Annotated in this window: 12 protein-coding genes; 4 read left to right on the plus strand and 8 right to left on the minus strand. The window is 65.7% G+C overall.

The window, feature by feature from the left end:
* Nucleotides 1-25 precede the first annotated feature (25 nt).
* The 3 genes from ILT42_RS11830 to ILT42_RS11840 all read right to left on the minus strand — a co-directional run bounded on the left by ILT42_RS11830 (nt 26) and on the right by ILT42_RS11840 (nt 5,054).
* Complete coding sequence (locus tag ILT42_RS11830; protein WP_204215814.1) at nt 26-508, minus strand: GNAT family N-acetyltransferase; 483 nt, start codon at nt 506-508, stop codon at nt 26-28.
* Between the two features lie 4 nt (nt 509-512).
* A complete protein-coding gene (gene polA / locus ILT42_RS11835; RefSeq protein ID WP_204215815.1) occupies nt 513-3,557 on the minus strand; it encodes a DNA polymerase I in 3,045 nt (1,014 codons plus the stop codon).
* Between the two features lie 294 nt (nt 3,558-3,851).
* Nucleotides 3,852-5,054: an ROK family protein gene (locus tag ILT42_RS11840; RefSeq protein WP_204215816.1), complete on the minus strand. Its 1,203-nt coding sequence runs from the start codon at nt 5,052-5,054 to the stop codon at nt 3,852-3,854.
* Between the two features lie 235 nt (nt 5,055-5,289).
* On the opposite strand from ILT42_RS11840, the gene xylF reads away from it, so the two are divergent.
* The 4 genes from xylF (at nt 5,290) to ILT42_RS11860 (ending at nt 9,473) form a co-directional block, all read left to right on the plus strand.
* Entirely contained in the window at nt 5,290-6,315 is a 1,026-nt protein-coding gene (xylF, locus tag ILT42_RS11845; protein WP_204216215.1) for a D-xylose ABC transporter substrate-binding protein, read from the plus strand.
* Nucleotides 6,316-6,450: 135 nt separating this feature from the next.
* On the plus strand, nt 6,451-7,746 hold the full coding sequence (locus tag ILT42_RS11850) for a sugar ABC transporter permease (RefSeq protein WP_204215817.1): 1,296 nt from the start codon (nt 6,451-6,453) through the stop codon (nt 7,744-7,746).
* A gap of 47 nt (nt 7,747-7,793) precedes the next feature.
* Nucleotides 7,794-8,588 (plus strand): ATP-binding cassette domain-containing protein, encoded by a 795-nt coding sequence (locus tag ILT42_RS11855; RefSeq protein ID WP_204215818.1) that lies wholly within the window; start codon nt 7,794-7,796, stop codon nt 8,586-8,588.
* A gap of 132 nt (nt 8,589-8,720) precedes the next feature.
* Nucleotides 8,721-9,473, plus strand: a complete 753-nt coding sequence (locus ILT42_RS11860; protein WP_204215819.1) for an SDR family NAD(P)-dependent oxidoreductase — start codon at nt 8,721-8,723, stop codon at nt 9,471-9,473.
* Between the two features lie 55 nt (nt 9,474-9,528).
* On the opposite strand, the gene ILT42_RS23210 is transcribed toward ILT42_RS11860, so the two are convergent.
* The 5 genes from ILT42_RS23210 to ILT42_RS11885 all read right to left on the minus strand — a co-directional run bounded on the left by ILT42_RS23210 (nt 9,529) and on the right by ILT42_RS11885 (nt 13,708).
* On the minus strand, nt 9,529-9,945 hold the full coding sequence (locus ILT42_RS23210; protein WP_204215820.1) for a DUF2059 domain-containing protein: 417 nt from the start codon (nt 9,943-9,945) through the stop codon (nt 9,529-9,531).
* Nucleotides 9,946-10,100: 155 nt separating this feature from the next.
* Entirely contained in the window at nt 10,101-11,387 is a 1,287-nt protein-coding gene (locus ILT42_RS11870) for an AmpG family muropeptide MFS transporter (protein WP_204215821.1), read from the minus strand.
* A gap of 112 nt (nt 11,388-11,499) precedes the next feature.
* Nucleotides 11,500-12,360: an SGNH/GDSL hydrolase family protein gene (locus ILT42_RS11875; RefSeq protein ID WP_229428612.1), complete on the minus strand. Its 861-nt coding sequence runs from the start codon at nt 12,358-12,360 to the stop codon at nt 11,500-11,502.
* The gene (locus ILT42_RS11880; RefSeq protein ID WP_204215823.1) at nt 12,282-13,433 is read right to left on the minus strand and encodes an OpgC family protein; all 1,152 of its coding nucleotides are present in this window, start codon (nt 13,431-13,433) and stop codon (nt 12,282-12,284) included. The genes ILT42_RS11875 and ILT42_RS11880 overlap by 79 nt, the downstream gene beginning before the upstream one ends.
* A gap of 104 nt (nt 13,434-13,537) precedes the next feature.
* The gene (locus tag ILT42_RS11885; RefSeq protein ID WP_204215824.1) at nt 13,538-13,708 is read right to left on the minus strand and encodes a hypothetical protein; all 171 of its coding nucleotides are present in this window, start codon (nt 13,706-13,708) and stop codon (nt 13,538-13,540) included.
* Nucleotides 13,709-13,880: the final 172 nt, after the last annotated feature.

A 13,880-nucleotide genomic window follows, 5' to 3' on the forward strand; every position in this document is an offset into this window, starting at 1 on the left:
ACGCCCCAGACGCTCTCCCGTTCGGTCAAGCCAGCGCCGCAAGACGGTTCAAAGCTTCGCCGTCGAGGCGCATGTGACGGTGATGCAGGTCGCGCATGCCAAGGCTTTCGTAGAACCTGATCGCAGGCCGCCCTTCCTCCACGAAAAGCTCGATCCGGATCCAACCTCGTTCAACAGCCTCGCGGGCGACGGCGGCCATCAGAGCCCGGGCGGCTCCTGTGCGCCTATTCCCCGGCGTGACGTAGAGAGCATGGACGATTCCCATCGGGTGTCCACGCCAGCCAGCGTAGCCGCGAAAGAACGACACGAATCCGACAGGCCGCCCGTCCCTCTCGGCGATGAGAGCTTCGAACAGCGGGTCGGGCCCGAACCCGCCAGCCCGGATGAGCTCTGCGGATGTCCACGGCGCTTGGCCCGGGAGGTGATCGGCCATCAATCCGGCCGTGAAGCCATAAAGGATCTCGGCATCGCGCTCCTGTGCCGGACGGATCTGAACCAACGAGCCCATGACCCTAATGCGCCTCGTCCCAGTTCTGCGCCGCCCGGGCTTCGACGGCCAGGGGCACTTTCAGCGAGACCGCCGGGAAGGGCGCTTCCGTCATCACGCGGGAGATCACCGGCAGCGTCGCGTCGATCTCGTCGTCGGGCGCCTCGAACACCAGTTCGTCGTGCACCTGCAGGAGCATGCGGGCCGAGAGGCGCTCGGCCTTGAGCGCATCCTCCATCCGCGCCATGGCGCGGCGGATGATATCGGCGGCGGTGCCCTGGATCGGTGCGTTGATGGCCTGGCGCTCCACGCCCGCGCGCTCGGACGGGTTGTTGGACTTGATCTGCGGGTAATGGCAGACGCGCCCGAACAGGGTCGTCACGTAGCCCTTGTCGCGGCAGAACCGCTTGGTCTCGTCGATATAGGTGCGGATGCCGGGGAAGCGCTCGAAATACTGCTTGATGAAGGCGGCCGCGTCCGTGTTCGGAATGCCGAGCCTCACCGCGAGCCCGAAGGCCGAGATGCCGTAGATGATGCCGAAATTGATCGTCTTGGCCTGTCGGCGCAGGTCGCCCGTCATCTGGTCGAGGGGCACGCCGAACATGGCCGAGGCCGTGGCCGCGTGAATGTCGATTCCTTCCGCGAACGCCTCCTGCAATTGCGGGATGTCGGCGATGTGCGCGAGCAGCCGCAATTCGATCTGGCTGTAATCCGCCGAGATGATCTTGTGGCCGTCCGGCGCCACGAAGGCCTTGCGGATCTTGCGGCCCATCTCGGTGCGGATCGGAATGTTCTGCAGGTTGGGATCGGAGGACGACAGCCGTCCCGTGGTCGTGGCCGCGAGAGAGAACGATGTGTGCACCCGCTTGGTCTCGGGGTGCAGGTGCTCCTGCAGCGAGTCGGTGTAGGTGGATTTCAGCTTCGAGAGCTGGCGCCATTCGAGAATCTTCTCGGGCAACTCATGGCCGGCCTGCGCCAATTCCTCCAGCAGGGTCGCGGGCGTGGCCCATTGGCCCGACGGCGTCTTCTTGGCGCCGGGCAGGCCCATCTTGCCGAACAGGATGTCGCCGATCTGCTTCGGGGACCCAAGGGCGAATTTCTCGCCCGCCATCTCCTGAATCTCGTCCTCGAGGCGCGCCAGCGTCTGGGCGAAGTCGCCCGACAGCCGCGACAGGATCTGCCGGTCTACCGCGATGCCGCGCATCTCCATGCGGGCGATCACATCCACCATGGGTCGCTCTAGGGTCTCGTAGACCGTGGTGCGGCGCTCGCCCACCAGACGAGGTTTCAGCATCTGCCACAGGCGTAAGGTGACGTCCGCATCTTCGGCCGCGTAGGCCGTGGCCTTTTGCAGCTCCACCTTGTCGAAGGTGAGCTTGTTGCGGCCCGTGCCCGCCACATCCGAGAAGCTGATGGGCGAATGGCCGAGATGACGCCGGGAGAGCTCGTCCATGCCGTGCGAGCCCTTGCCGGCGTCGAGCACGTAGGAGATCAGCATCGTGTCGTCATAGGGGCGCACGTCGATGCCGTAGCGCTTGAACACGATCCAGTCGTATTTCATGTTCTGGCCGATCTTGAGGACCGACGAATCCTCCAGGAGCGGCTTCAAGACCTCGAGCGCCCGGTCCATGGGCAATTGGCCCGGCACCATGCCGCCGCCGAAGAGGTCGGAATCGCCCCGGTGCTGGAGCGGCACGTAGCAGGCCTTGCCGGCCTCCGTGGCCAGCGAGAAGCCCACCAGATCGGCGAGATTCGCGTCGAGCGCGCTGGTCTCGGTATCGACGGCCACATAGCCCTGCTCGCGCGCGCTGGCGATCCATTCCTCGAGCCGTTCCAGGCTTGTGACGGTCTCGTAGGCGCTCGTGTCGAAAGCCTGGGAAGAGGCCTCCGCGGCGCGGCGGCCCGCCATCGCGGCCGGGGTGCCGACGCCGTCCAGGGGTTTGCGGAGGGTGGCGGTCTCGGGCAGGTCGAGGCCCGCGAAGGGGTCGACCTCCCCCGACGCAGCCTGGTTATCGAAGAACGGCACCGCGTCGTCGGTGGCGACGGGCGTGCCGGTCCCCTCCCAGCGAATGCCCTCGCCGCCGGGCATCAGGCGCGGATCGGGCTCGATGCCCGTGGGGTCGGCATCGTAGAGCTCCGCCACGCGCCGGGTGACGGTGTTGAACTCCATGGCCTTCAGGAAGCCGATCAGCGTCTTCGGATCGGGGTCGGGCACGCGCAGGTCGTCCAGGGGCACGGGCAGCGGCGCCGCGCAATCGAGGGTCACCAGCTTCTTGGACAGGCGGGCCGTCTCCGCGTTATTGATGAGCGTCTCCCGGCGCTTGGGCTGCTTGATTTCCGGCGCGCGCTCCAGAAGCGTCTCCAGGTCGCCGAACTCCTTGATGAGCTGGGCGGCGGTCTTGAGGCCGATGCCGGGCACGCCGGGCACGTTGTCGGAGGTGTCGCCCATGAGGGCGAGAACGTCGCCGATCTTCTCCGGCGGGATGCCCTCCCAGCGCTCGGTCACGGCGGCCTCGTCGAGGTTGCGCTCGGGCCGGTAGCCCGGCTTGCCCTTGGAGCCGGATTCGAAGTCGTAGAAGCAGACCTTCGGGCCCACGAGCTGCATCAGGTCCTTGTCGGACGACACGATCAGCACGTCCGCGCCCCGGGCCTTGGCCTCCTGGGTATAGGTGGCGATGAGGTCGTCGGCCTCGTAGCGCAGGAGTTCCACGGGCTCCATGCCGAAGGCCCGGATCGCCTCGCGCATGAGAGGCATCTGCACCTTCAGGTCGCTCGGCGCGTCCGGGCGGTGGCCCTTGTAATCCTCGTATAATTCCTTGCGGAACGAACCTTCCGATTTGTCGAGCACGATGGCCAGATGCGTCGGCTTCAGCCCCGCCGCGCCGTCGCGCACGAATTGCAGGAGCTTCGACACGAACAGCCGCACGGCCCCGGTCGGCATCCCGTCCGAGATGCGGGTGTTGTACTTCGAATCCTGGTTCATGGACTGGAAGTAGGCCCGGTAGATGAAGGAGGAGCCATCGACGAGGAAAACGTGGTCGCCGGCTTGGACGGGACGGGAGGTGGCCATGGGGTCTCAGACGTGAAAACGGACCCGCAAGAGATAGTGTCTTTGGGGGCCGGTGGCTATGCCTGACGAAACGCATGCCCTCAAACTCACAGCCCTCATCCTGAGGAAGGCCGCATCCTCCCCTCGACCTCATCCTGAGGAGCCGCTTGAGCGGCGTCTCGAAGGAGGGTTCCAGCAGAGTGTCTCCGGTGCTGGCTGGACCATCCTTCGAGACGAGTTGCTTCGCAACTCCCTCAGGATGAGGTCGAGACACCCGCTACGCGGGCCCTCAGGATGACGGCGTCGTCGAACTTGCTAAGCCGCCTTCAGCCGCGCCAGCTCCCCGTCCAGCTCGCGCAGGGCCTGGATAATAACGCCCTCGGTGAGAAGGTCGATGGAGGATTCGACCACGTGGATGGCGGCCAGCATCCTCAGCTCCTGGATGGTCTGGGTCTCCAGCGCCGCCTCGAAGGAGGGGCGAAGCAAGTCCATGGCGCGGGTGGCCGGGCCGCAGATCACCACATGGTCGGGCTCCAGGGTCTGGATCAGGATGCCGACCGCGTCGCCCAGGACCTCGCCGGCCTCGCGGAAGAGGTTGAGCAGGGCCGGATCGCCCGCCCGCGCTTGGCGTACGATGGTGGCCATGGCCTCCTCGCCGGGGATCAGGGCGTTGGGGGCCGGGCGGTGGTCGATGAGCTGGGCGTCCCGATGCAGGGCGTAATCGGCCAGGAAGGCCTCGATGCAGCCGCGCCCGCCGCAGCGGCATTGCGGGCCGCTCCGGCGCAGGCGCACATGGCCGAACTCGCTGCCGCCCGACCGGGCGCCCCGGTAAAGCTCCCCGTTGATCAGAAAGCCCAGCCCCACGCCGTCGCCGACCATGAGGCAAGCGGTGCGGCCCGCCCGCAGCGTCGGGTCGCGCTGGGCCAGGGCGAAGGCCATGGCGCTGGCGTCGTTGTCGAGGAGTACGGGCTTGCCGAGCCGTCCCCGGAGCCCTTCGGCCAAGGGCAGATCGCGGGTGCCGAGAACCGGGCTCCAGGCCACCACGCCGTCCCGCGTGTCCACATAGCCCTGGCAGGCGAGGCCGACCGCCTTCACGTCCGGGGCTCCCGACTCGCGGGCGAAGGTCGTGATGAGGTCGGCCAGGAGATCCATCAGGTCGTCTGCGCTCAGGTTTCGCAGGGGGCGCTCGATCCGCCGCGAAGCCCGGCTGCGTCCGGCGCTGTCCACGAGCCGCAGCTCGATGCGGTTGTAGCCGGTCCATACGCCGATGACGGAGCCTAGATTCTCTGAGAAATAGAGCCGGACCTTGGGGCGACCCCGCAGCAGACCGCCAGTTGCCTCGCTGCCATCCTCGGTGACGAGAATCCCTTCATCCAACAGGCTTGCGGTCAGGTCGGAGACGCTTGCCGGACTCATGCCGAGCTGCTGCCCGAGCTCCACCCGCGCCATGGGGCCATCCTGGCGCAGGGCATCCAACAGGCGGCGGCGGGTCGCCTCCCGGGGCGTGGGCGCATTCACAGCCGTTCCTCTCCCGTTTTTCTTCGCCACATGAATAAAACATAATTCCAGATTGGCATCTTCGACCAAAAGATAACGCCACGGCGGCTTGATGGCGGTATCGTGTCGGATATTTATTTCCGCTGTCGAAGAAACGTGCAGCCCTCGGCGGAGGGCCGGAGTGGCTGCAACCTCAAGGGACATCGGGCGCGAAAGCCCGTTCAGGAGGAAGCCCATGATTTCCAAGAAACACGTCATGATCAGTTTCGCGGCCCTGGCCCTGTCGGCCAATGCCGCCTTCGCTCAAGCGAAAGGCCCCGTGGTGGGCGTGAGCTGGTCGAACTTCCAGGAAGAGCGCTGGAAGACCGACGAGGCCGCCATCAAGGCAGCCGTCGAGAAGGCCGGTGGCACCTACGTGTCGGCCGACGCGCAATCCTCGCCCGCCAAGCAGCTCACGGACATCGAGAGCCTTATCGCCCGCGGCGCCAAGGCGCTGATCATTCTGGCGCAGGATTCCGACGCGGTGCGTCCGGCGGTCGAGAAGGCTGTGGCGGAGGGTATCCCGGTGGTGGGCTACGACCGCCTCATCGAGATCCCGCAGGTCTTCTACCTGACCTTCGACAACGTCGAGGTCGGCCGTCTCCAGGCGCGAGAGATCCTGAAGGCGAAGCCCGAGGGGACCTATGCGTTCATCAAGGGCTCCGGCTCCGATCCCAACGCCAACTTCCTGTTCCAGGGCTCCATGGAAGTGCTCAAGCCCGCCATGGATGCCGGCAAGATCAAGAACGGCGGCGAGGCCTACACGGACGGCTGGCTCCCGGCCAACGCGCAGCGGAACATGGAGCAGTTCCTCACCAAGAACAACAACAAGATCGACGCCGTGATCGCCGCCAATGACGGCACAGCGGGCGGCGCCATCGCGGCCCTGTCGGCGCAGGGTCTTGCGGGCTCGGTTCCGGTCTCCGGCCAGGACGCCGACAAGGCGGCCCTCAACCGGGTGGCGCTCGGCACCCAGACCGTCTCCGTGTTCAAGGATGCCCGCGAACTCGGCCGCAACGCGGCGGAAATCGCCGTGCAGCTCGCGGGCGGCAAGAAGCTGGGCGAGATCTCGGGCTCCAAGTCCTGGAATCTCGGCCCGAAGAAGCAGGCCATGACGGCCCTGTTCCTCACCCCGGTGGCGATCACGAAGGACAACCTCGACGTGGTCATCAACGCGGGCTGGATCACAAAGGACGTGGCCTGCCAGGGCGTGAAGGCCGGCACCGTCAAGGCCTGCAACTAAGCGCTTCGCCTTCCGAACCTATCAAGACCCGTCCGCCTCCGCGTCGTTCGACCGGAGGCGGCGGCACATCGACGGGGACCTATGGTAGTGTGATGCCAGGCCCGAGATGAAACCTTTCATTGTCAGCAGGACGCCATGACCGCACCTGTCGCCGCAACGGCTCCGCCGTCCACGTCTTCCGGCTCGCTCCTTTCGAAACTCGAAATCGATTCCCGCATGATCGGCATGCTGGCGGCGCTAGCCGTCATCTGGATCGGCTTCGACGTGCTCTCGGGCGGCGTGTTCCTAACCCCGCGCAACCTGTGGAACCTGTCGGTCCAGACCGCCTCCGTGGCGATCATGTCCACCGGCATGGTGCTCATCATCGTGACGCGCAATATCGATTTGTCGGTGGGCGCGATCCTCGGCGTGGTCGGCATGATCATCGGCGTGGTGCAGGTGCAATGGCTGCCCGCCTATCTGGGCTTCGAGAGCTGGCTCACGGCCCCCATCGCGGTTCTGGTCGCGATCACGGTGGGTGGCCTCATCGGGCTGTTCCAGGGCTGGCTCATCGCGTACCTGGCAATCCCGTCCTTCATCGTGACGCTGGGCGGCCTGCTCGTGTGGCGCGGCGCGGCGTGGTGGGTCACGGCCGGCCAGACCATCGCGCCCATGGATACCCGCTTCAAGGCGTTCGGCGGCGGCGTGGAAGGCGCGCTCGGCGCCACCGCCACCTGGATCATCGCGGCGCTCGCCTGCGGCGCCATCGTGGTGGCGCTGGGCCTCTCGCGCCGCCGTCGCGTCCGCTTCGGGTTTCCGGTCCGTCCGGGCTGGGCCGATGCGGTGATCGCCGCAATCGCCTGCGGGGCGGTGCTGGGCGCCGCCGCGGTCATGAACGCCTATCCGATGCCCACCGGCACCGCGCGGGCTTGGGCCGAGGCGCGGGGCATCGCATGGCCCAGCGGCGGGTTGTTCATCCCGCAAGGAGTGGCGCTGCCCGTGCTCATCGCCGTGGTGGTCGGGCTCGTCATGACCTTCCTGGCCACGCGCCTGCGCTTCGGCCGCTACGTGTTCGCCATCGGCGGCAACCCTGAGGCGGCGGAGCTGTCGGGCATCAACACCCGTTGGACCCTCATGAAGGTGTTCGGCCTCATGGGCGTGCTCTGCGGCATCGCGGCCTGTATCTCCACGGCGCGCCTCAACGCCGCCACCAACGCGGCCGGCACCCTGGACGAGCTCTACGTCATCGCCTCGGCGGTCATCGGCGGCACGTCGCTTGCGGGCGGCGTCGGCACGGTGGCGGGCGCCATGCTCGGCGCGCTGGTGATGCAGTCGCTGCAATCCGGCATGGTGCTGCTCGGCGTCGACACCCCCCTGCAGAACATCGTCGTGGGCGCCGTGCTGGTTCTGGCCGTCTGGGTCGACGGCGTCTATCGCCGCCGCATCAAGTGAGGATGAGCGTCATGATCCAGGAAGGCTCCATGATCCAAGAGGGTTCGATGGCAACGGACATTGCAGCGCCGGTCCAAAGGACGCCCCTCGTGGAGATGCGTGACATCTCCATCGCGTTCGGCGGCATCAAGGCCGTGGACGGCGTCACGGTCGACCTTCGCCCCGGCGAGGTCGTGGGCCTGCTCGGCCATAACGGCGCGGGCAAGTCCACGCTGATCAAGATCCTGTCCGGCGCCTACCGGCCGGACTCGGGCGAGATCTACGTGAACGGCGAGAAGGCCGATATCAGCATGCCCCGCGACGCCAAAAAATACGGCATCGAGACGATCTACCAGACCCTGGCGCTCGCCGACAACATTGATGCTGCGGGCAACATCTTCCTGGGCCGTGAGGTGCGCACACCTTTTGGAACGCTCGACGACGCCACCATGGAGGCGGAGACCCGCAAGGTCATGGCGCGGCTGAACCCGCATTTCCGCCGTTTCAAGGAGCCCGTGAAAGCGCTCTCGGGCGGCCAGCGCCAATCGGTGGCGATCGCCCGCGCGATCTACTTCAACGCCCGCGTCCTCATCATGGACGAGCCCACGGCGGCGCTCGGCCCGGCCGAGACCAAGCAGGTGGCCGATCTGGTGCTGCAGCTGAAGAAGGAGGGTATCGGCATCTTCCTCATCAGCCACGACATCCACGACGTGTTCGGCCTCGCCGACCGGGTGAGCGTGATGAAGAACGGCAAGCTCGTGGGCTCGGCCAACGTGTCCGACGTGACCCAGGACGAGGTGCTCGGCATGATTATTCTCGGCAAGTGCCCGCCCGGCGCGACGCCGGGACCCGGCGCGGGATAACGTCATCCCGGACGAAGCGCAGCGCAGATCCGGGATCGTCCCTCGAATGAAGCTTCCCGTCAAACGATCCCGGGTTCCGCATGCGCGGCCCCGGGATGACGGTGTCGATGCAACGAACAACATGAGACATCCATGACCCAGACCATCTATGGCTCCCTGAAGGGCAAGACCGTTCTCGTCACGGGCGGCGCGAGCGGCATCGGCGAGAGCATCGTGGAATCCTTCCATGCGCAAGGCGCGAAGGTGGGCGTCCTCGACTATAACGCCGAGGCCGGGCAGGCCCTGGCCAAGCGCCTCGGCGAGGGTGTCCATTTCGAGCACAACGACGTGCGCGACATCCCGGCCCTGCAGGCCGCCATCCGGCGCGTGAGCGAGGCGCTCGGTCCCATCACGATCCTGGTCAACAACGCGGCCCGCGACGACCGCCACACCATCGACCAGGTCACGCCCGACTACTGGCGCGAGCGCTTCGCCACGAATCTCGACCATCAGTTCTTCGCGGCCCAGGCCGTGCTGCCGGACATGGAGAGGGCGGGCGGCGGATCGATCGTCAATATGGGGTCCACGAGCTACATGGTGAGCGACGATTCGTTCGCGGCCTACAAGACCGCCAAGTCGGCCGTGGTCGGGCTGACGCGGGCGCTCGCCCGGGAACTCGGGCCGAAGAACATCCGCGTCAACTGCATCATCCCGGGCTGGATTATGACCCAGCGCCAGATCGACCTGTGGCTCAATCCCGATAGCGAGGCGGAGCTGATGCGTCGCCAATGCGTCAAGCGCCGCCTCGTTCCGCAGGACGTCGCCAACGTGGTGCTGTTCTTCGGCTCGGAGGATTCGAGCGCCATGTCGGCCCAGAGCTATCTGGTGGACGGCGGCTGGGTCTGAACCCTTCCGACATGAAGAAAGCCATGGGGCGCCGGGGCTCCATGGCTTTCAGGGCTCATGGCTTCAGGGCCTGCTGAAGCTGCGGATCGTCAGCCAGCCGCTTCTGAATGCGCGGCGTGTACTGCGTCGCCATGAACTGCTGCGTCTGCTGAGCCAGGCCGCTCATGATCGTCGATGTCTTGCCGGCGATGCCCGCTCCGACCGGAGTGCGATAGAAATCATACAACGCGCCGATTTCATCGTCCGACAGTTGCTTCTTGTAATAGTCGACGGCGAATTGCAGCAATTGCGGTTGAACGGCGGCGAGTTCCTGATCGGCAAGGGACAGGATATGATCGGCCAGTTCCGGCGTGATCTTGCTCGAGGCATTCTTGATCTGCTGGAGCAGCAGGGGCTTGAAGGCGTCGAACCCGAGTTGGACGCCTTTCTGGAAATCCGTCACCTGGAAGATGTAGCGGACCTTGTCGTCCACGCTGGGCGACGATTGGGCGAGGGCCAGCTGTGGGAGAACAAGCGCACACAACAGAGGTAGAATTCTGAGCAGTTTCACCGATGGGTCCTTTCACGCGAGACGGCGCGTGGACGTAGATACAACACGAGGGGTTGTAATCAATCGGCGTGAAGCCATCAGGCCGGAGCGAGGACGGCGCGCGACTGCTCCGCTCTCACCGTGTCTCGCCGTACCACGAAGCACAGGATCACCAGGGGGATGCCGATCATCGCCGTGCCGGTGAAAAGCAGCGGATAGCCGTAGGCGTCGACGACGGCTCCGGAGGCGCCACCGATGAGCTTGCCGGGCAGCGCATAGAGCGAACTCAGGAGAGCGTACTGGGTGGCGGCAAACCCCGGCGCGGTGAGGCCCGACATGTAGGCGATGAGCGCCGAACCCGCGAATCCGCCGGAGAAATTGTCGACGCTGATGGCGAGCGTCAGTAGGTCGAGCCGCGCGCCCTCCACGGCGAGCCAGGAGAACATGAGGTTCGAGCCCGCTGCGATGGCGGCCCCGATCAGGAGTGTCCACCACAGGCCGAGGCGCGTGAGCGCGAGACCGCCCGCGAAGGCCCCGGCAATGCCGATCCAGACCCCGTAGAGCTTCGACACATTGGCGATGTCGGCCTTGGAGAAGCCCAGATCGATGTAGAGGGGATTGGCCATGACGCCGGAGACGAAGTCCGGCAGGCGGAAGCAGGCCACGAGGGCCAGGATCGGGACCAGCATCATGCCCTTGCGGCGGAAGAGATCCGCCAGCGGCTCCAGGATGGCCTGCGCGATGGATTGGTTCCGCCGCACCTCGCCGCTGTCCAGGCGCGGCGCCAGCAGGGTGCCGACGAGGCCGACGCCCATCAGGGCCGCCATGGCCAGGTAGGCGCTGCGCCAGTTCACGAACTCGGCGATGTACAGGGCGCCGGCCCCGGCGCAGATGAGGGCGAGACGGTAACCGAGCTGGAGGGCGGCTGCCATCATGCCCTGGCGCTCGGTGGGGGCGGCGTCGATGCGCCAGCCGTCGATGACCACGTCCTGGGTGGCGGACGCGAAAGCCACCAGCAGGGCCGCCGCCACGGTCAGGGACAGGCTCGCCTGCGGGCTGCTCAGGGCGATGCCGCACAGGCCCAACGCCGTGACAGCCTGCGCGAGCGCCATCCAGCCGCGCCGCCGCCCGAGCCATCCGGCCAGGACCGGAACATCGTAGCGGTCGACGAGGGGCGCCCAGAGGAACTTGAACGAATAGGCCAGCGCCACCCAGCTCAGGAGCCCGATCTCGGTGCGCGAGATCCCGGCCTCCCGAAGCCAGGCCGACAGGGTGCTGAAGACGAGAAGAAAAGGCAGGCCCGACGAAAAGCCCAAGGGCAGCATGAGGGCGACCCGGGGGTCGGTCAGGACATCGCGGACGGAGAGGCGGCGGGTCTGGGCCATGGTTCCTTGAAGCGGGTTACCCGGATCGGTTCAGCATCCCAAGACCCGCCTGGGCAGGCTCCGGTGCACGACAGTTCGCACGAACCTTGCGGCCGGAGCCGTTGAAGGGATGTTAACGAGCGTCCGCCGTCGCGACGGTCCTGGGAGCCGTGTCGGCCTGCGCCACGGGCACCTGAGCCATGGCTTCGATTTCTTGAGCGACGCGACCGGCCAAGCAATCGTAACCCTTGTCGCCCATGTGGAAGCGGTCGGACGACAGCATGGACAGCAGTTCGTCGGACGAACGGGCATTCCACTCCCGCATCAGGGCGTAGCGGGAGAACAGGGAGATCTTGCGCTCGCCCGCGATGGCCCCCACCAGGCCCACGAAATGTTCGTAGCGCTTCAGGTCCTGGATGCCGGGAAAGTACTGCTGATCGAGAAGGATCATGTCCACGTCGGCCCGCTGGGCCGCCGCGATGCCGCGCTCCAGGCGGGCTTTGAACTGCTCCTCGTCGACGCCCGTGACGGCGTCGTTGGTGCCCACCTGCCAGATCACGAGATCGAAGGCTTCCTTGGCGAGCATGTGCTCCAGGCGATCGATGGTCTGGATCGCGGTCTCGCCGCCGATGCCGGCATTGACGACCGTCACTTTGTCCTTCCAAGCCACCGTCAGGTCTTCCTGAAGCTGAGCCGGATACGCCTTTTCGGGCGAGGATGCGCCGATCCCCTCCGTGGAGGACGACCCGATGGCCAGGATGCGAACAGGCTCGTGGCGCGACAGCTTGCCCGCCACGGACTCGAGCGACCCATGGGCGCTGAAGACCGGACGCGACGTTCCACACGCCGCAGGTTCGGCCGCGGCGGGAGAAGATCCAGAGGTGATCCCAAGTATTGCCAAGCTGAACGCGATGGCTAGCCCGTGGAGGCGGAGGACAGATCGAGCCGTTTCGCCCGGCCGCTTCGACGGCCGGCGGAGTTGTGCTTGTTCCATTCGAGATATCGCGCCAGTGCAAGGAGACCAATGATGCCTGCAATGGTGAATATCATGCCGATAACTTGCGGACTAGCGGAGGATTTTACGGCTGCCAGCGTCATGATGACCTGCCCCATGGCGCTCAGCAGGGATCCGGCCGCGAAAATCACGAGCGCGTTGCGGCCAAGCCTCATGAGGTCCGGACCCACGAAGGTCTTCTCGAGACTCTCTCCCAGGCGGCTCTGGTAGACCATGTAGGCCAGCGCCAGGAAGTGGATCAGGCGGCCCATCCCAAGATCCTGCTTCGTCAGGTCCCACATCGCGAAGGTATGGTCCCGCAGGGCAGGAGCTAGGCCGAAGCCGTTCGTCATGACGATCAAGGACACGATCAGGGCCACGATGGCGGCCGCGAACAGACCCCTGCCATGGGGGACCGGTTTCTTATCGAACAGGACACCCGCCACGATCCCGAGGGTGAACAGGAGCTGCCACGCGAATGGGTTGAAGAACCATGTGCCGGGCTCGGGCCAGCTCGGCAGCACGAGCAGGCCCGCCCGCGCCAGACCGTAGATCGCCACCGAGACGCCAAGGGCCAGCGCCACATGGATCCGGACCAGGATGAGCGCGAAGGGCGCCCAAAGCATCAGCGCGATATAGAGCGGCAGGATGTTGAAATAGCCAAGCTGGTGTCCCAGCAGCAGGATGCCCGTCACGCCCTTGGCCGTGTCCCCGAAGACGGCGGCGCGGCCATCCGCCTCGATGAGGCCGATATCCTCGCTGAGTTCGTACCCGATGGAGAACAGCGCGATGGCCGCGCAGGTTAGCAGGAGATGCATGCGGTAGAGCTCGAACGAGCGCTTGAGGCATCGCTTGATGACATCCCACGCATTGCCTTGAGGCAATCGGGGATAATAGACGAGCGCAAGCGACACGCCCGAGATGAAGATGAATGCCTCGGCGGCGTCGGAAAAACCGTAATTGCGCGGGGTCAGATGTTCGACGAGGTTGCCCGGAATGTGATTGATGAAGATCGCCACGAGCACGAAGCCCCGCCAGAAATCGATCGTCGTATTGCGTTGCAGGGCTTCCATCGCGGAAATCTCAGATCCTTGTCCAGAGAGGAGAACGCCAAGATTGCGGAGGGGTTCAACGATTCGGCGTCGCGGTTGATGTAAGGAGCCCGACACGCGCCGATTCAAGAGACCTTGGCCGTCGGGAATTGCCCTGCTTGCAAGGGCGATGACAAGGGCCGAGCTTCGCCTTTCGGGCGCTGGCTGTCGCGATTGTGATCGGCCGACGCCGCGCCGCTCAGCTTTTCGCGAAACGATTCGAGCGCGCTTTCATCGGCGTCGTTCTCCGTCAGCACGTGCAGGCTCCATCGTTCGAGAACCGCCACATCCATAGGGTTGGGCCGCCGTATGAAGACGTAGGATTGCGGTCGGTCACATTTGAGGCCACGCCACATCGTTCAGAGGCGATGCAGCAGGACCCGGATGTTGGGATCCATGAGCCTGTAACCCACGAACAAGATCGCTTGC

It is taken from the genome of Microvirga pudoricolor (genome assembly GCF_016892705.1).
GTDB lineage: Bacteria > Pseudomonadota > Alphaproteobacteria > Rhizobiales > Beijerinckiaceae > Microvirga > Microvirga pudoricolor.